Raw genomic sequence first — 17,374 nt, 5'->3', positions numbered from 1 at the left:
AAAATACAGCCTTCCATGAAATCGCTTTCTTTATTTTTTTGTACTCTTTGTCCAGCCCAAACATAGGAATAATAGTACAACTCCAAAGGAGGGGCCTCTATGTCGCTGTACCGTCGTTACTCGCTTCCTCTGCTCATTCTTGCATTGCTATCCCTATTTGTGCTTATGGCCGCGCACCCGCAGTCTTCACTGAATGCCGGACTTCGGGGTCTTGCAATCTGGTGGGACGTGCTTTTCCCTTCTTTATTCCCATTTTTCGTAATTTCCGAGCTACTCCTCGGTTTCGGGATTGTTCATTTCATTGGTGCACTACTGGACCCGCTAATGCAGCCTTTATTCCGCGTACCTGGCTGCGGAGGGTTTGTTGCTGCTGTCAGCTGTGCATCCGGCTACCCGATTGGGGCCAAACTAACAGCTAAGCTGTGGGAACAAAAATGGATTACCCGCATTGAAGGAGAGCGCTTGGTCGCATTTACGACTTCCTCTGATCCCATCTTTCTGATCGGCGCGGTTTCCGTTGGCTTCTTCCATCAGCCGGAAATTGCACTCGTGCTGGGCGCAGCCCATTACGGTGGTGTGCTGCTCATCGGCCTGCTCATGCGCTTCCACGGTAGCCGTTCAGAGAATGCCGATATTCATAGCAGGCAACCTAAACCAGCGTTCGGCAGCATCTTGGAAGTAAAGACAAAAGCTTCTCCGGCACAGCGGCCTGGGCAGATGCGTCAAGCCCTGTATGCCATGCATGCAGCACGCTTGGAAGATGGGCGTCCGTTTGGCGAGCTGCTCCGTCAGGCGATTACTTCCTCACTACGTCTTATTATTGTCGTAGGGGGGCTGGTTGTATTCTTCTGCGTCATTCTGGAGGCTTTGACGAACTCAGGTTTAATGAGCGGGCTTCGTCTGATTACGGCAGGCTTATTGACTGCATGCGGTCTTCCTCCTACGTTAACGGAGTCCATTGTGGGTGGTATTTTCGAGGTTACGCTAGGGGCACAAGCCGCAGGTGAAGCCACAGGAGCGGCGTTACCGTTCAAGGTAGCCGCAGCAGCCTTTATTCTCTCTTGGGGCGGGCTGTCCGTTCATGCGCAGGTCGCAAGTATTTTAAATATGACGAATCTGCGGTATATGCCGTTCCTGCTGGCTCGGGCTGCGCACGGTGTTATCTCGGCAATGCTGGCTCTCTTGTTATGGCGTCCACTAATGGGCCAAGGAAGCTCGCCTGTGTTTCACCCGATATATGATATCGCATGGTCTCCCGGCTTTTCGTCTGCCATGCTGTTGCAAAGCCTTCTGTTCCTTGCCTGCCTGCTGGCAGGGATGCTGACTCTCTCCTGCTTGAGCGTCGGAACAAGTCACTTATTCGCACGGCTCAGAAGAACATACAGGCAATGAACGATTGTGTTCTTGCTCATAATTGATTATGATCGGTATATATACCCATGACAAAGGAGCTTTTCATCTTGAGATATTATGTTCTGGATCGCGGGGATCAGCACTCCATGGACTTGAGTCAGCAATTTCACCGTCTTGCCCAAGAAAAGAATTTCAAGCTGGATGCCGAATCGCCGGAAATCGTCGTGTCTATTGGAGGCGATGGTACGATGCTTCATGCATTTCATACCTTCATCGACCGAATTCCGGATATTGCCTTTGTTGGTGTACATACCGGTCATCTGGGCTTTTACGCTGATTGGCATGCGGACGAGCTGGAGGAGCTGATCAACCTCATGAGCCAAAGCGGATCTAAGGGACCGCTTAACCCGAGAATCGTCAAGTATCCGCTGATTGAATTGGAAATTCACAAAAAGTCTGGAAATGCCTCTTTTATCGCCTTGAATGAATTTACGTTAAAAGGCGTAGATGGCACTGTTGTTGCCCAGGTAGATATTAACGATATTACCTTTGAAATGTTCCGTGGTGACGGTATATGCGTTTCTACGCCTTCCGGAACGACCGCCTATAATAAAGCACTCGGCGGAGCGATGGTTCACCCAACCATTGAAGCATTGCAATTAACGGAGATCGCTTCCATTAATAACCGTGTGTATCGCACGCTGGGATCTCCTTTGCTTCTGCCCAAACACCACCATTGTGATATTTTCTCACGAAAGGATCAGCGTCTTTTATTGACTGTAGATCACTTGAACTTTCCTGTGGACGATCTGATCTCAGTTCGCTGTCAGGTTTCAAGTCAAAAAATCAGCTTCGCCCGTTATCGTCCTTTTCCCTTTTGGGATCGGGTACGTAATGCTTTTCTCAATTAGAACCTGTAAAAGAGCCGACTTCGGCTCTTTTTTTAATCGAGTAGGAGGTTCGGGACTTTCACCCTAAAGATATCGCCCTTACTTACAAACAAAACGGTTCCTGAAACTCAGGAACCGTTTTGTTGTGGAGCTATGAAGGTTTTATTCTTTTTGCTGATTTCAGCTCTTTCAGTTCTCGCAGCAGGCCCCGCCTGACGCTGGCCTTCGGAATCCCGAGGGACACGGGCTTGACGTCCCTCCCTGTTTTCCCTGGATTGACGCTCAAAGCGTGATCCACGGGATTCCTTCTTATCGAAATTCCCTTGCTGACGCTGTTTCCGTGGCTCCCGAGCCTGCTGCCCATCTCCCGGATTGCGTCCATCCTTTGCTTCACGCGGTTCTCTCGGCTGACGCAATTCACGGGTTTCACGTGACTCACGCTGCCGGTTTCCTTCACGACCTTCTCTGGGTGGACGACTTTCCCGAGCTTCACGTGGCTGGCGCTCACGTGCTTCCTGGGCTTCCTTCGATTCCTGACGTTGCAATTCGCGTGGTTCACGGGCTTCTCGTGCTTGCTCCGTTAGCGGCTCCTCCGGTATCGTGGAATCCTGCCGCGATGGCGTCCATTCCCGTTCTACAGCTGTATGCTGCAATGTTTCTTGCTGCTCTTCGGCTTCTATCGTTCCCGCTTGTTCCTTTTGAGCATCCACCAGCTGTTGGATATCTGGGGAAATGGATTCTTCATTGCTTTCGTTCTTGTTGAGCACCTCACGGCTTTTTTGCAGTACAAAATAGGCACAGCCGAAATTGCAGTATTCATTAATGTAATCGTCCAGTGCCACTATGGATGTATCCTTATTGGCTTTGGGATGCCCATCTCGATAAAAACCCTTCAGACGCAGCTGATTGTAACCCCAATCGCCAATAATATAATCATAGCGGTCCAACACTTCACTATATCGATCACGAAACGCTTCGGGGTTCCACCCGTTCTTGTGATCCTGCAACACTTCATAGTTTTTACCACCGATTTGAAACAAGCTAATCTAACCGCCTTTCCCGGATCAAGCCTGCGAAAGGGCGCTTTTTTCCTTATGCTGAGCGGCGGACTTCACCTGCTCATGCGCTTGGTAGGAGCTGCGGACCATCGGACCGGATTCGACGTGGCTGAATCCCCGCTGTAATCCCTCTTCCTTTAACTTCGCAAAATCTTCCGGTGGATAATATTTTTGTACATATAAATGTTTTTCGGTTGGTTGTAGATATTGTCCAATTGTCATAATATCACAATCAACTTTTCGCAGATCATCCATGGTTTGCAGGATCTCGTCCCACTCTTCTCCGACACCCAACATGATGCTTGATTTGGTCGGAATGGACGGATTTAATTGCTTTGCACGTTGGAGCAGTTCCAGAGAGCGATGGTATTTGGCTTTGGCCCGTACTTTGTCGGACATACGCTCCACAGTTTCAATATTATGATTCAAAATATCCGGCTTGGCATCCATAACGATCCGCAGCGATTCAATATCGCCCATAAAATCGGGAATTAATACTTCTACACTGCATAAAGGCAGTCGGCGGCGAATGGCACGAACTGTCTCTGCAAATATAGTGGCGCCCCCATCCTTCAAATCGTCGCGAGCCACACTGGTTACAACACAGTGCTTCAAGTTCATGTTTTCAGCTGCTTCCGCAACACGTTCAGGCTCCTGCAGGTCCAGCTCCGTAGGCATCCCCGTATTCACTGCGCAAAAACGGCACGCACGCGTACAAATATCACCCAAAATCATAAATGTCGCTGTCCTGTTGGCCCAGCATTCATATATATTAGGGCATCGTGCCTCCTCACATACGGTATGTAATGTCTTGGAACGCATCATGCTCTTGATTTCCTGGTAGTTATCGCCTGTCGTAAGCTTAATACGAATCCAGTCGGGTTTTGCTTCCTTCACTTTTTTAGACAATGGTATAGACCTTCTTTCTGGTGAGCTTAAGCTGTCATTGCCTTACATTATAGCATGAAAGCGATGGAAAAACTCCATTCATTGTTCCCTTTTTGATATAACATTGATGCCGGAAAAGTAAATTCTTTATATGGATAAAAGCAGTACATATGGCTCAATCTAAACCAAAGCGCTTCTGCTCATGAATGGATTATAGTCAGAATTTACCAGGGTGATCAAGCCCTCAATAGGAGGTTGATTCACGTGCCTTATCTTACGCGGACAGCCCGCACTGTTCGTCTGTTATCGCTGCTGTTATGTGCAATTACGCTGACAACATCCCGCCCGCTTCCTGCTTATGCCTATGACGAGCAATTACAACCATCTTCATCTGGAAGCACCCCAAAAGCAACAGTAAATTCTCCTCCATCTCAGTCTTCATTGTATACGACAAGACTTGCCTTATATCAATCCATCGAAGCCCTGACAGGGATTCCTTGGTACAGGCTGGCTGCGGTCGATCAATATGAACGTACACTTACGGTGGCTCATCCCAAAGATCGCAAGCATACGGAACGGATCACGGGTATTTTTATTACAGGACCTATCTGGTCCGGCCTGATGAACCCCGATTCGGATGATCAAAATCCGCGCTCCATTGAAATATTTTCAGGGCTGGGACAAGATGGTTCAGGCGATGGGATTGCTGACCGCGATAATGACAAGGACTTACTGTATAGCATCGCTTCTTATCTCGGAAAATATGGGAACAATGAGGATGAATTTGGTATTGCCGTATGGGAATATTACCATAACAGCCGCGCAGTGCAAAGAGTTCAGCAGTTTGCCAAGCTATATCGGACCTATGGCAGGCTGAATCTGAACAGTCAAGCTTTTCCGCTTCCTTTAAGCAGCCTCTACAGCTATCGCAGTACTTGGGGAAGTCGTCGCAGTTGGGGCGGTTACCGTATACATGAAGGGACTGATCTGTTTGCTGGCTACGGAGTTCCGGTTCGCAGTACCTGCTACGGCGTAGTGGAAATGAAGGGCTGGAATCCATTCGGAGGATGGCGGATCGGTATTCGAGATCTCAACAACCGCTATCACTACTATGCACATCTTTCCGGCTTTGATAAAACTATCCACAAAGGGGATATCGTTGAGCCTGGGCAGACGGTTGGCTGGGTCGGAAGTTCGGGCTACGGAAAGCCGGGTACCCAAGGCAAGTTTCCACCGCATCTGCACTATGGTATATATCGGGACAATGGCTGGAACGATTGGTCCTACGATCCGTATCCGTTATTAAGACAGTGGGAGCAGACCGAGCGCAAAGCACAAACAGGAAAAGTAAAGGGGCCTCCTCGTAAGGCCCCCTCTGTTTTATGGTGTTTGAGACTGACGGATGGAATTTTCCTCTTCCTGTACCGCTGGAACACTCTCTATACCGGAATCTGGAGTGCCGCCGCTCTCTATTTTATGTGGAGGTAGCGCCAGCTGTGGAGCGACTGTACCATTTTTACCAATGGGCTTGCCCTGATTGTCATAGTAATACATCGGAACATTGCCCACCACCAGCAAATAAGATACCGGGATTTCTGTCTCCACAATCTGAGGCTGCATCTCAAACGGGATGACTACAGACACCTCCGTCGTAATCCGAATGTACACCTCCACCAAGATCATGTTAATCCCCGCATCCTGTTGACGCGTGTCTAAATCCACCTTGATTGCTCCATGCGGCTCCACCTTTAGTGGAACCTTCGGGCCATATGTGGCCAGCAGCGGACTGCCCAATGCCTGACCGATTGGAACGCTCTCCTCAAAATCGCTCATGCTGTCCATAGTGGCCTTGACTGCTTTGAGCGTATTTGACGTAATTCTCATATGCTCCGCATAATTCAGAGAAAAACCGGACGTTCTCCCTTGTGCATCCGTTCTCCATTCGATCAGATGATCAGCCGTCTCGCCCTGCTCTACCTGTGCCGTAATCGCTGAATTGATAGCCTCTGTCGCCATTTGCTTGACACGTACTTTTGCCAAATGCATCATGGGCGGCTTCAAATGCTGCTCCACATAAGCAGCGGCCTGTATGATCACTACCAGCAGCGCCAGTACCACAATAAAAAATACTCTGCGTCTGTCGCGTCGCCTTCTGTTGGGTCCGCTGTACCATTGCGGTCTTCTCATCATTCGATCCCCCCGCAGCGATGAACTTACCCTACAAGAATATGCGAACGACACACAAAAAAGAAGCCGCCCGTCCGGCAGCTCCTGTGATGGAAAAAATATATGCTTGCTGAGAATGTTAATAAGAGTCCAGCCTGTTATCTGAAAATGTGATCAATCTTGTCGATATCTGCCTGACTCAGTTGGACATTCAATGTTTTCAAATTCTCCAGCACCTGCTCCGGCTTTTTCGCCCCTGGAATGAGGGCATCAATCGAGTCGCGCGTCAAATACCATGCGAGCACAACATGAGCCACCTCAGCATGTAATACATCGGCAATCTGCCGCACCTGCTCCACCTTTTCCAGATTGCGGACAAATGTTTCTCCCTGGAACAATGGATTGTTCACTCTAATATCCGTGAAGGTTGTATCCTTCGTATATTTCCCACCCAGCAAGCCGGCTGCCAGCGGGAAATAAGGCACGAATGAAATGCCATTAGCCTTGGTGTAAGGCAGCAGTTCCTTTTCCGCTTCACGTTGGAGCAAATTATATTCGGATTGAAGCACATCTACATAGCCGTCGCTATTGGCATCCTTCAACTGTTCAATGGAGAAATTAGATACGCCAATCGCTTTAATCTTACCCTCGTCCTTGAGCTTTTTCAGTTCTCCGACCGCATCTGCCTTCGGCGTTGCTTCGTCCGGGAAATGAATATAAAACAAATCAATATAATCCGTTTGCAATCTTTTCAGACTGGATTCGACTGAGTTACGCAAAAATGCCGGTGAGTTGTCAAAAACAACCTGTCCATTCACAAATTTGTGTGCTCCCTTGGTCGCTATCACAACTCCATCACGATGGCCACGTTCTTTCAATACCTCACCAATCAACCGTTCCGAGTGTTCAGGTCCGTAAAAAAAAGCCGTATCCAGAAAATTGATGCCGTTATCCAAAGCTGTGCGAACGACCTCTTTGCCCGTTTCGTCGTTCAGACCGGAAAAAAGATTATGTCCTCCCACTGCATTTGCACCCAAACCGATTGGTTTTACATATAAATCTGTTTTGCCAATACGCACTTGCTCTGCCAATTCACGTCATCTCCTTTTCGAAAGTTACTTCCATTTTAATATTAGATTCCAGAAAAAGCAAAGTGCGTATCCGGCTGCTGCTCCTATCCTTTAATCCTATTTTCTTTTTCGCTTCATATTACGAATGATCGTTTTGGTTGCCTGATCCACCCGGTATGATTCTGTGATCTTTTGCAGTGCTTTATTGAACGTAAAATCATCCAATGTACTGTTTTGCAAGTAATTCATCGTAATCTCCGGCAGCTTGATAAAACAGATGGATATCGCCCATGCTACCGCCATTTGTACATAATAATCCTCACGATGTGTCTGATCCAGTAATTCAAGCACCTGGTTAATATACGGTTCCTCAATATAAAAATTGAGAAGCATGACCACGCCAAACCGGATTTCATACTCTTTCTTGGAGAATAAATAGGGCTGTATAAACTCCCATACCCGTTCCTTATGGTTTTTCGTAAACTTCAATCCGGCACAAAAGCTGTCGCATACTGACCAATTGTCAATTTTAGGAACAAACGTGGTAACATAACTTAACGCTTCCTCTATATCCGTTTTCACATAGCCAATAACCATACCTTGCAGCATCACTTCTTCAAAATATTCACTTTCAGCAGTTTTCAGGTAAAGACGCCAATCTTCTTTAGCAATATCCTGAGCCAGCTTACGCAGCACCGGAAGACGTACGCCCAGTACATTATCAATGGTCGGAAGCAATGCAGCCGTGAATTTCTGAAAGTCCGTATCTACGTATGACAGTATTTGTTCTCTGATTGTTTTTTCCAATAATCTCCGCTCCCTGATCCTTAAACTAACGAAATGAAATGCTCCACAAGTAAATCGAGGCTACCGATCCATAGGGCGAATAAACTCTTCTATACTCCTCGAACTGATCCTTGGTAAGCGTATCCAGATTGTACAACTTCATCATTCCCCGCCGAATAGCGATATCGCCCCAACTGACGACGCCTGGACGCTCCATACAATGAATCAGTATCATTTCAGCCGTCCAAGGGCCTATCCCCTGCAGCGAGGACAGCTTTTGGATCACCTGCGTATCGGAGAGTTCATATAATTCCTGTAAATCCAATAAGCCCTGCTCTATCGTTTGGGCTATGTTCAGGATACATATGGCCTTTTTCATGGTTATGCCACAGCTTTGAATATCCTGAGCGGCCTGGATGGCTATATTTTGTGAAGTCATCGCACCTAACTTCTTCTGCATTCTTGCCCATATGGTTTCAACTGCCTTGGCAGAAATAAGCTGTCCAACAATGGCATGAACGAGCGCGGCGAACAGATCGGGAATGACCAACCGTTCCACCTTACCCATTTGCGACATGGCTGCACCAAGTATGGGATCGGCGTTTTGTAAATAATGGATTTCCTTTTGCCCATAGTCAAAGTTTTTGGTCATTACGGTTTGCATCGGTTCCCCCTCTTCAACCCAAATCAGGTATAAATCCTTCCTTGCTCACGTAGAGCTGCTCTTCCCGGAAAACATGAAGAAAACGCTCATACACCGTCTTATAGGCGGCCGGGTGATACCAGTCTTCCAGCCCCAATGACTCGTACAACGCGCCGATATTTAAGCTTCGTGTCCGCCTTCCCCCACTGCCGTCTCCCATAAAGTAATCATCAATACAGACACGGTTGACCAGAGGCAAAAGCTTGTCGGCAAAATGCTCACTGCTTGGAAGCATCGGAGCGATTGTGGCCTGTGCCGGTACTCCTGCTTCCTTTAACAGCTGCAATGTTTTAAAACGGGCCTGAATGGGAGGCGCATCCGGTGTGAAATGCTTGCGGATATCTTCGCGATCTGTTTCAATCGTCATGCTCACCCGTACACGGCCTTCTAATCGGTACAGCAAATCAATATCCCGCCGTACCAGTGGACTGCGCGTCTGCACAAACAGGAAATCCGGCGGATCTTCCACCATCACCTTCAGTAATGAACGGGTCACCTCTTCCTTGTACTCGACAGGTTGGTAAGGGTCTGTGCTGGATGACATAAAAATCGTGACTTTCCCCTTCGATTTGGCCCTGCGAAGCTCTTTGCTAAAAATATCTGCAGCCTGATTTTTGATATCTACCCAAGTCCCCCAAGCCTCCTTCCGGAACGTGGAGACTGGCAACTGGCGCACATAGCAATACGAGCAGCCAAAGGTACAGCCTGTATACGGGTTCAACGAGTGTGTATACCCTGACAGGAAGCCTGTCCCTTTATTCAGAAGCGTCTTGGGATTTTTGTAAAAATACTTATTTTTCATCATTAGCCTCGTTCAAGCTGCAAAAGCTTTACCTTCATGTCCAAACCGCCACGATATCCGGTCAAAGCCCCATTTTTGCCGATAACCCGGTGGCATGGAATGGTAATCAAAATCGGATTAGCACCGATAGCAGCTCCCACCGCACGAACAGAGGCAGGCTTTTGGATCGCATGGGCAATGTCCGAATAGGATTGTGTCTCCCCATACGGAATATTACACAGGGCGTTCCAAACCGCCATTTGGAACGCAGTCCCCTGAAAGTCAAAAGGAATGGTAAAGCTTGTACGCTCTCCTTGGAGATATTCAATCAGCTCCTTGGCGTAGGGCTGTAAGGACGCAACGTCCTCGACTAAAGAACTGCCGGGAAACCGATTCTCTGCCCATGAAATCAATTCAGCTACAGGTTGATTGGGCGAGCCTACATAACATAATCCTCCAGATGTAGCTGCAATATATATATTCCAATCCTCATGGGTCAACAATGACCAATAGATTGTCTTATTCGTTTTTTGATTTGCCATACTGTATACCTCCATTTTGTGCTTGTTTGGATTGGAGCTGACGATATTGCAAAGGAGTGCAGCCCATGTTCTTTTTAAATAACGTAATAAAGTAAGGGGTATTGGACAAACCTACGCTCTTCCCTACCTCCGCCACGGACTTATCCGAGCCAATGAGCTGTTTCTTCGCTTGCTCCAATCGGGTTTTCTGAATGTATTCCATTGGGGTTTTATGCATAATCCGCTTGAAGGTACGGTGTAAATGATACGGGCTTCCATGACTCATCTCAGCAAGAATGTGCAATGTCAAATTTTCCATATAGTGAGAATTCACATATTCTGTAACCCATACTATCCATTCATGATCAGGCAAACGTTGTCCTGTTGGTTTGCACCTTTTGCATGGTCGAAACTGTTCCGCCAAAGCCTCCTCTGCTGTTTTAAATAAACGAATGTTTTCTCTTTTGGGAGGGCGGGATTTGCAGGAGGGACGACAAAATATTCCTGTTGTCTTCACGGCGTACCAAAATACGCCGTCATAAGACTTGTCATTTTCCACAATAGCTCTCCACTTGTCGTCAGTTATAGACAAATTGGATATTGCCATTAAAATCACCTCTCTCGTGCAATGTGGCCTCTACATATCTATGTCTAAATTATAAACCAAATGGTGAACATATGTACCCCTTTTGGAATGTAAAGGCAAGATAACGAAAAAAGATGACTCCAATGGAGCCACCTTTGACTTGATCTTACTTTTCTGTCTTCCTTAGGCTTGAAGCTTGCCCGGTTCAACGGTAATCGCCTTCTCATCAACAGGCTGTTGGTATTCCTTGGACCAATACTCGGCATTGAGAATCCCAACCTTCTCCGGGTCGAACACCGGGTCTAGTCCTTGCTTGCGCTGCCGTTCGTAATCCTTAAGCACGCGGAAGGCTGGTTTGGCCAGCAGAATCATAGCGATTAGATTCACCCAGAGCATAATACCGACGCCCATATCCCCCAAGGTCCACGCCAAGGCTGATTCCTTGACCACCGTTCCGTAGAACGTCGAGCCCAGGATAACCAGCTTTAGGATGAACATGGGCCATTTGGCCTTATGGTCGGAAACGAGATATGCCATATTTGTTTCAGCGATATAATAATAAGAGATAATGGTTGTGAACGCGAAAAAGAACAATGTAATCGCCAGCAGACTGGAGCCGAAGCCCGGAAATACCGACTCAATAGCAGCTTGCGTATATTGGGTCCCCTCTTCAACACCGGGAAGATTTTGCACAATAAAATGACCGCCGGGTCCCTTTACGTTGTACATACCTGTAAACAAAACCATAAAAGCCGTAGACGTACAGACCAAAAAGGTATCTACGTACACAGAAAATGCCTGAACCAGCCCCTGTTTTGCCGGATGGGAGACTTCCGCAGCGGCCGCGGGATGCGCACCAGAGCCTTGACCGGCTTCGTTAGAATAAATCCCCCGCTTTACGCCCCAAGCAATAGCCGTTCCTACCATACCGCCGAACACAGAATCCACACCAAAGGCACTGCGAAAAATCAGCGAAAATACTTCGGGCAACGCAGTAATATTCGTCATCATAATATAGAAAGAAACGAGAATGTAGCCGAGTGCCATAAACGGAATGACAACCTGAGCGACATTGGCAATCCTTTTTACACCGCCAAAAATAATAAGCGCCAGCAAAATGACCAATAGAACCCCTGAGACTTTCATATTCATTCCAAACGAACTATGGAATGCTACGGCAATTGAGTTCGATTGGGTTCCCGGCAAAAGCAAACACATAGCCACCAACGCGACAACCGCAAAAATGACGGCAAACCATTTTAAGCCTGTTCCTTTTTCGATATAAAAGGCTGGGCCGCCACGGTACAGACCATCGCGCCTTACCTTATATATTTGAGCCAGTGTGGATTCAACAAAGGCTGTAGCCGATCCGATAAAAGCCATGACCCACATCCAAAATATCGCCCCCGGTCCGCCCATGCCGATAGCCAAGGCAATACCTGCTATATTCCCCGTCCCTACACGACCCGATAGCGCCATTGTAAAAGCCTGAAAGGAGGATACACCTGCCTCGGAACTCTTTCTTTTGAATACCAAAAGGATCATTTCTTTAAGATGCCTGATTTGGAGGAAGCGAGTCATAATTGAAAATAACAATCCTACTCCCAAACAGACATACACCACTGGATTACTCCAGATGATGCCATTCACTGTCTCTATCCACTTCTCTAGCATTCCTTGCAATTCCCCCCGCTAAGTCGATGGCTTTCTAGTCTTTGTTTACAGAAAATTTTCATAATTACAAAAAATTATAGTTCAGTTTTTATCACCGTACAAGTTAATTTAATTGACATATTGTCAATTACAGGTGGACTTATCGGATACACCAAATGACGACAAAAAAGCTCTGATGATCCGGGAATGTGGATCATCAGAGCTTTGTCCTTAAGACATTCAGGCAATGCCCTCTTTCTCATTTGTAGCGCTAAACAGTTTTAACAGCAGCTCCTGCTCCCTTACTTGACCTTGGGAGATAGGAAGGATTTCAGTATATTCGGAAGAATTCGTAATGATAACTGGCGTAATCGTAGGATACCCCTCTGCCCTGATTTGCTCAACATCAAACTCGAGCAGCAGATCCCCGGCCTTTACCTGATCGCCTTCTTTGACATAGGAAGTAAAATGTTTACCGTCCAGCTTGACCGTATCTACTCCGACGTGAATCAGAACTTCTGCACCATGATGCGAAACAATCGCAAGCGCATGTTTTTTCTTGAACGCTACCGTAATCGTTCCGTCGAACGGGGCTACAACTCTGCCCGTTATCGGTTGGATGGCAATGCCTTTGCCCATAGCTTCCGAAGCAAATGCAGGATCAGGAACCTCCGACAGAGCCACCACAGTTCCTTCAATCGGGCTAGGTATCTGCCTTCATCTGAAGCCAGCGCTAAACCGGGTAAAGTACGGGATGAACATCCGAAACCCCATGCTGGATCATGTCAAGAGCAACTATCCTTTGGCTTTTCAGGCGGGAGTCATTGGCGCCAAACTGATCGAGAGCAAGCTGAATATTGCGATCCCGGAAGCGGAGATGGGCTATCTGGCCATTCACATCGGAGCAGCCATCGAAAGACAGCGTATGAACACCCGGTCAAAACGCTGTCTGGTCGTCTGCACTTCAGGAGTCGGAAGCGCCCGGCTGCTCAAGTACAAACTGCAAAGCACTTTTGGCAGCCGGCTTGAAGTGGCGGGTACAACGGAATATTACAAGCTTCAGCAGGTTCCCCTCCATGACATTGATTTCGTGGTGAGCACCATTCCCATTCAGCTGCCATTATCCGTTCCAGTCGTGGTGGTGCAGACGCTTCTTGGCGGCAGTGATATGGACAAAATTGAAAGTTTGCTGGCCGGTGAAGCCGAGTTTAATTTTGACTACATCCGAGAGGAACTCGTATTTCTGAGACAAAATTTTACGCCCCGATCATGGAAGCAATAACCACCATGGACAGTGAACTCGTATTTCTGAGACAAAATTTTACCACCAAGGAAGAGGTCATCTCTTTTCTGGGCCAAAAAATATATGCTGAAGGGCTAATCCGCTCTACCGAAGGCTTTATTGGACTCGTTCTGGAACGAGAACAAGCTGCACCCACGGCTTACGGGAATTTGGTAGCCATTCCTCACCCTATTATTCCGCAAAGCAATCAAACCGTATGGGCGGTCTGCACCCTTCAACAGCCTATCGATTGGGGCGACAAACCAGTGCAATTCATCTGTCTCCTCAGCATTGAAAGAAACGGCAAAGAGCCACCTGCCAAAATGTATAAACATCTCATGGAACTGGTCGACAATTCGGATATAATCCAGCAGATATTAAAATGCGAAACATACGAGGAATTCTCCAGGATTATCGTTAAATATAAGCTGTATTGATACCAAGCTCCGCAGTGCATCCGGCTGATAGTCACAGAACAGGTGCTGCTTCGGGGCTTTTTGAAATGGAAGTAGTAGTAATGAATGAATTTCCGCTACTGGCGGAAAAGGCTTGGGTTTAGATCTCGGCAGTAAACCTTTACACTGTACGATTTTACGGTCATTGACCTGGAGAACCGTCGTTTTGGCACAGCTTCAATCTCTGTGCAAGAGCAATTCACGATCATCAATATGCATGATTTCGAAGCGGATGTCCTACTGATCGGCATTAGATAACCGATGAATTGCTGAAAGGAAACCGGCTGCTCCCCCAAAAAGCCCAGACCGAATAAGGTCGGGCTTTTCATAATGAAGGCGAACCGTGGCTGTGCAAATCCACAATTCAGCAGAGATTGCTGATGGGATTGTACGAGATAGCCGTTTCGCAAACGTTAGTTTTTAGTTGCATTTCTCTAATGTCAATCATAGCCCCTGCTTGTTTCAAGAAGTTAAAGCCGAGTATTCCGTCGATTTCCATGCCATAATCCATAAACAGCGTACTGGCAGAACCTGTGTCAAGTAGCACCTTCCCCAGCTTTAATTTCCTTCCCCTAAAAACAACTGTCACGCTTACGAAGGGAAGCCCATAACTTTCCGTTATATTCGTCTTGGTTCTCTAATCCCCACATATCGTTCTCGAGCCACAACCTTAGGACGGGAGGTGTGAAAAAAACAATACTCTCTGTGAGGGTCTTCCTGGTGCAACTCACTGTACCGCTTCAATGTTTTGGTAGAGTCCTCATAGGAATCGATCACGGACATCTCTTCAATAAAACGCTGGCCTTCCTTAGAATAGGCCTTGGTCGCCTCAAGAATGACCCATTCATTAGGAAAACGCTCCTGAACTTCATCCCATCGCATCTTGGACATCTCCGGTTAAATGTTTGCCGTTATTATAGCATCTCGAGCCAAATCTTCTAAACCAAAGTTAGACCTCCGCCCGATCTCTGAAGTTCTTTTATAAAGCGGTATCCTTCCAGAAAACCGACAACAAAGGCTTCCTCCTTTCAAATCTACTATAATAGTGTTTTCTATTTGCTAGATTTAAAACAATGAATAGTGAAAGGTACTACTTATTATAAATAGCAAGGCGAAACATATATTCTTTTTCATGCTCACATACAGTAAAATGTATTTGAAGAGAGGTGCAGGCTGAATTACTCTCTCTAGAACTCCTGATAAACCTATTGGAGAAGGCACTTAATTTAGACTAAAAGCGTACTGAACCCCTGTCCGCAGGCAACGCCACAAAAGCTTAGTTACAGGTGTAGTCACAGTTTTGATCGGACTCCCCTTCACAGAATTCTCTTCGGGACGTCTTGAGACAGCAAGGAGGATGGGAATAAAACGTTGAATTAAGAAGGAATTAATGGTCACTACATGCCTGTCTACTGTAAATGAAACAAACAGTATTGATAATATGATAATCAAAGGGGAAATAAGGTATGAACAAATTTGGTTTGTATACAAAATTCATCGCTTACGAAGGTCAACGCGACATTCTGGTTGAAATGCTGTTGGAAGCTGCAAGTGGTATGGAATCAGTTGAAGGTTGCGATCTATATGTGGTAAACATTCCTGAGAATGACCCTAATAGCATTTGGGTGACGGAAATATGGAGTGATCCTTCAACTCATCAAGCATCGTTGTCTTTAGACGAAGTAAAAGTACTCATCCAGAGAGCAAGACCGCTCATTGCCGGGATAGAGCAAATTAAACTTCGCCCGCAGGGTGGAAAAGGAATCTAGTTTGTTAATCAAACGGGCAAGCAAAAATAAGAGCAAAACATAAAAATCATTCCCCTGTTGAAAACAGGGAAATGCACATAGTGGAGTGTATTCATTACATGGATTCCGGCTTCTCTAGGGCTGTCCCCTTCCGTACTCCACAAACTCGTCCACCGTCACGATCTGGCCGGGCCAATGTAATACGGATGCCAGTTGACTTACAGGCGGAGCCTAATGGCTTTGGCCCGGATCATCAGGCTTCCTTCCGTCTCCACCCCACGCGAACGCCGAGCGTCCATAATAACATTCAGCTGTTGCCGCATCTGCGGAATGATTTACAGAGTAGACATAATCACGTAAGTGACCTTCTTCGGCGTTCCCAGTTTTTCCAATGCAATAATCAGATCTTTCGTCTTTGTAATTTGGAAGAACAAGATAATCGAGGCTGTGATGGCAACGATCTTAAACGTTAACAACAGAGTGTAGCTCAAGCCTTCCTGTTTCAGAATGAATATCCAGCCTGACCAGAGAACCATATCACCCGGGTAGAAGAAGCCCTGAATAATAAAAATAAAGAGAATGATCAGCGTAACACCTTTAAAAAAGGCTGCAAAAACCTTTGAAAACGCCAGCCAGCAATGCAATGACCATACATATCGGAAGAATGGCATATTGATAAGTATATCCCGGTACGATCAGAATGGAGATTAGTACAAAAAGTACACCCAACAGCTTGGTTGTCGGATAAAGTTCAAGAATGGACTTTTTCACTTCACCTGATCTACCTTCCGGTTCATTTTTTGGGAACGCATATTAATGTCGCCGTAATGCATTTTATTCCTGGAAAGTTATCTTGAAATTGGACAGGAATTTTTTATTGGTTAAAGCCGCGCTGCCTCATCGCCTCAAATAATAGCACTGTAGAGGCCATCGCTGCATTTAGCGATTCTGCTTGCCCCTTCATCGGGATGAATACCGATTCATTGACCATGCGTGCGGTGGCATCGGAAATGCCTTGGCCCTCGTTGCCAATCACGAGCCAGGTGGAAACACGCAAATCCACGGCATAGCATGACAGGCTCGCGTCCAGCGAGGTGCTGATCAAGCGGGCCCCCTTGCCTTGAGCCTGCGGCAAAAGCTCCTCCAGGCTGCCCTCGATCACGGGCAGGTGAAACAACGATCCCATCGTGGAGCGGATCGTTTTCGGGTTATACAGGTCGGCGCAGCCATGACCCAGAATAACGCCAGCAGCTCCGGCGGCGTCCGCACTGCGAATGATGGTGCCTACATTGCCGGGGTCCTGCACCCCGTCCAGCACCATCACCAGCGCATCCGGTTGCTCCAGCAATGTCGCAAATGCGCTGCGCTCCTCCTTACGCACGATGGCGAAGACGGACTGTGGCGTCTTCGTGTCGGTACATTTGGCAATGACCG

The 17,374-nt window shown here is 47.1% G+C and carries 17 protein-coding genes and 3 pseudogenes; 6 read left to right on the top strand and 14 right to left on the bottom strand.

Going from position 1 to position 17,374, the window contains the following annotated elements:
• The first annotated feature begins 99 nt into the window (after nucleotides 1-99).
• Both ylbJ and L693_RS0121910 read left to right on the top strand, forming a co-directional pair.
• A complete protein-coding gene (gene ylbJ / locus L693_RS0121915) occupies nucleotides 100-1,392 on the top strand; it encodes a sporulation integral membrane protein YlbJ (RefSeq protein WP_025720005.1) in 1,293 nt (430 codons plus the stop codon).
• 68 nt (nucleotides 1,393-1,460) lie between these two features.
• Nucleotides 1,461-2,264 carry an NAD kinase gene (locus L693_RS0121910; RefSeq protein ID WP_025720004.1) on the top strand — a complete coding sequence of 268 codons (804 nt, stop codon included), beginning with the start codon at nucleotides 1,461-1,463 and terminating at the stop codon, nucleotides 2,262-2,264.
• Between the two features lie 107 nt (nucleotides 2,265-2,371).
• Here L693_RS0121910 and L693_RS0121905 read toward each other — a convergent pair whose 3' ends face one another.
• Both L693_RS0121905 and lipA read right to left on the bottom strand, forming a co-directional pair.
• The gene (locus L693_RS0121905; protein WP_025720003.1) at nucleotides 2,372-3,283 is read right to left on the bottom strand and encodes a YutD family protein; all 912 of its coding nucleotides are present in this window, start codon (nucleotides 3,281-3,283) and stop codon (nucleotides 2,372-2,374) included.
• Nucleotides 3,284-3,307: 24 nt separating this feature from the next.
• Nucleotides 3,308-4,210, bottom strand: a complete 903-nt coding sequence (lipA, locus tag L693_RS0121900) for a lipoyl synthase (RefSeq protein WP_025720001.1) — start codon at nucleotides 4,208-4,210, stop codon at nucleotides 3,308-3,310.
• Between the two features lie 243 nt (nucleotides 4,211-4,453).
• Here lipA and L693_RS29545 point away from each other — a divergent pair, with 243 nt between their 5' ends.
• A complete protein-coding gene (locus L693_RS29545) occupies nucleotides 4,454-5,677 on the top strand; it encodes a M23 family metallopeptidase (RefSeq protein ID WP_081752188.1) in 1,224 nt (407 codons plus the stop codon).
• On the opposite strand, the gene yunB is transcribed toward L693_RS29545, so the two are convergent.
• The 9 genes and pseudogenes from yunB to L693_RS29540 form a co-directional block, all read right to left on the bottom strand.
• The gene (yunB, locus tag L693_RS0121880) at nucleotides 5,570-6,379 is read right to left on the bottom strand and encodes a sporulation protein YunB (RefSeq protein ID WP_025719993.1); all 810 of its coding nucleotides are present in this window, start codon (nucleotides 6,377-6,379) and stop codon (nucleotides 5,570-5,572) included. The two genes, L693_RS29545 and yunB, sit on opposite strands and share 108 nt — an antisense overlap.
• Nucleotides 6,380-6,513: 134 nt before the next feature.
• Complete coding sequence (locus tag L693_RS0121875; RefSeq protein ID WP_025719990.1) at nucleotides 6,514-7,446, bottom strand: aldo/keto reductase; 933 nt, start codon at nucleotides 7,444-7,446, stop codon at nucleotides 6,514-6,516.
• A 96-nt stretch (nucleotides 7,447-7,542) separates the two neighbouring features.
• Nucleotides 7,543-8,232 carry a DNA alkylation repair protein gene (locus tag L693_RS0121870; protein ID WP_025719988.1) on the bottom strand — a complete coding sequence of 230 codons (690 nt, stop codon included), beginning with the start codon at nucleotides 8,230-8,232 and terminating at the stop codon, nucleotides 7,543-7,545.
• A gap of 25 nt (nucleotides 8,233-8,257) precedes the next feature.
• Entirely contained in the window at nucleotides 8,258-8,875 is a 618-nt protein-coding gene (locus L693_RS0121865) for a DNA-3-methyladenine glycosylase family protein (protein ID WP_025719986.1), read from the bottom strand.
• A 13-nt stretch (nucleotides 8,876-8,888) separates the two neighbouring features.
• Entirely contained in the window at nucleotides 8,889-9,716 is an 828-nt protein-coding gene (locus L693_RS0121860) for an SPL family radical SAM protein (protein WP_025719984.1), read from the bottom strand.
• Between the two features lie 2 nt (nucleotides 9,717-9,718).
• Nucleotides 9,719-10,237: a methylated-DNA--[protein]-cysteine S-methyltransferase gene (locus tag L693_RS0121855; protein ID WP_025719982.1), complete on the bottom strand. Its 519-nt coding sequence runs from the start codon at nucleotides 10,235-10,237 to the stop codon at nucleotides 9,719-9,721.
• Complete coding sequence (locus L693_RS0121850) at nucleotides 10,215-10,823, bottom strand: bifunctional transcriptional activator/DNA repair enzyme AdaA (RefSeq protein ID WP_025719979.1); 609 nt, start codon at nucleotides 10,821-10,823, stop codon at nucleotides 10,215-10,217. The genes L693_RS0121855 and L693_RS0121850 overlap by 23 nt, the downstream gene beginning before the upstream one ends.
• A 162-nt stretch (nucleotides 10,824-10,985) precedes the next feature.
• Complete coding sequence (locus L693_RS0121845) at nucleotides 10,986-12,476, bottom strand: alanine/glycine:cation symporter family protein (protein WP_025719977.1); 1,491 nt, start codon at nucleotides 12,474-12,476, stop codon at nucleotides 10,986-10,988.
• Nucleotides 12,477-12,695: 219 nt separating this feature from the next.
• Nucleotides 12,696-13,169 (bottom strand): annotated as a pseudogene (locus tag L693_RS29540) (PTS sugar transporter subunit IIA); the annotation flags it as partial.
• Here L693_RS29540 and L693_RS32490 point away from each other — a divergent pair.
• Nucleotides 13,159-14,174: pseudogene (locus L693_RS32490) on the top strand (BglG family transcription antiterminator); the annotation flags it as partial. The pseudogenes L693_RS29540 and L693_RS32490 overlap by 11 nt on opposite strands.
• Nucleotides 14,175-14,321: 147 nt before the next feature.
• Nucleotides 14,322-14,450, top strand: a pseudogene (locus tag L693_RS31670) (DUF4038 domain-containing protein); the annotation flags it as partial.
• Between the two features lie 360 nt (nucleotides 14,451-14,810).
• Here L693_RS31670 and L693_RS0121820 read toward each other — a convergent pair.
• Complete coding sequence (locus L693_RS0121820; RefSeq protein ID WP_025719967.1) at nucleotides 14,811-15,074, bottom strand: hypothetical protein; 264 nt, start codon at nucleotides 15,072-15,074, stop codon at nucleotides 14,811-14,813.
• Nucleotides 15,075-15,658: 584 nt separating this feature from the next.
• Between L693_RS0121820 and L693_RS0121815 the strand changes: the two genes are divergently transcribed.
• On the top strand, nucleotides 15,659-15,961 hold the full coding sequence (locus tag L693_RS0121815; RefSeq protein ID WP_025719966.1) for a putative quinol monooxygenase: 303 nt from the start codon (nucleotides 15,659-15,661) through the stop codon (nucleotides 15,959-15,961).
• Between the two features lie 314 nt (nucleotides 15,962-16,275).
• On the opposite strand, the gene L693_RS31665 is transcribed toward L693_RS0121815, so the two are convergent.
• A complete protein-coding gene (locus L693_RS31665) occupies nucleotides 16,276-16,611 on the bottom strand; it encodes an energy-coupling factor transporter transmembrane component T (protein WP_231503730.1) in 336 nt (111 codons plus the stop codon).
• Between the two features lie 203 nt (nucleotides 16,612-16,814).
• Nucleotides 16,815-17,374: TrmH family RNA methyltransferase (locus L693_RS0121805; protein WP_025719964.1), on the bottom strand; the 560-nt coding region annotated here is incomplete at its 5' end.

It is taken from the genome of Paenibacillus sp. 1-18 (assembly GCF_000520755.1).
GTDB lineage: Bacteria > Bacillota > Bacilli > Paenibacillales > Paenibacillaceae > Paenibacillus > Paenibacillus brasilensis.
Note: the sequence above shows the minus strand (reverse complement) of the source record. Positions and strands in the feature narration are given on the sequence as shown.

Coding starts and splice junctions, on each gene's coding strand:
- L693_RS0121845 (WP_025719977.1), bottom strand. CDS start 12,476: ATGCTAGAGAAGTGGATAGAGACAGTGAATGGCATCATCTGGAGTAAT.
- L693_RS0121860 (WP_025719984.1), bottom strand. CDS start 9,716: ATGAAAAATAAGTATTTTTACAAAAATCCCAAGACGCTTCTGAATAAA.
- yunB (WP_025719993.1), bottom strand. CDS start 6,379: ATGATGAGAAGACCGCAATGGTACAGCGGACCCAACAGAAGGCGACGC.
- L693_RS0121865 (WP_025719986.1), bottom strand. CDS start 8,875: ATGCAAACCGTAATGACCAAAAACTTTGACTATGGGCAAAAGGAAATC.
- L693_RS0121815 (WP_025719966.1), top strand. CDS start 15,659: ATGAACAAATTTGGTTTGTATACAAAATTCATCGCTTACGAAGGTCAA.
- L693_RS31665 (WP_231503730.1), bottom strand. CDS start 16,611: ATGCCATTCTTCCGATATGTATGGTCATTGCATTGCTGGCTGGCGTTT.
- L693_RS0121820 (WP_025719967.1), bottom strand. CDS start 15,074: ATGCGATGGGATGAAGTTCAGGAGCGTTTTCCTAATGAATGGGTCATT.
- L693_RS0121855 (WP_025719982.1), bottom strand. CDS start 10,237: ATGGCAAATCAAAAAACGAATAAGACAATCTATTGGTCATTGTTGACC.
- ylbJ (WP_025720005.1), top strand. CDS start 100: ATGTCGCTGTACCGTCGTTACTCGCTTCCTCTGCTCATTCTTGCATTG.
- L693_RS0121850 (WP_025719979.1), bottom strand. CDS start 10,823: ATGGCAATATCCAATTTGTCTATAACTGACGACAAGTGGAGAGCTATT.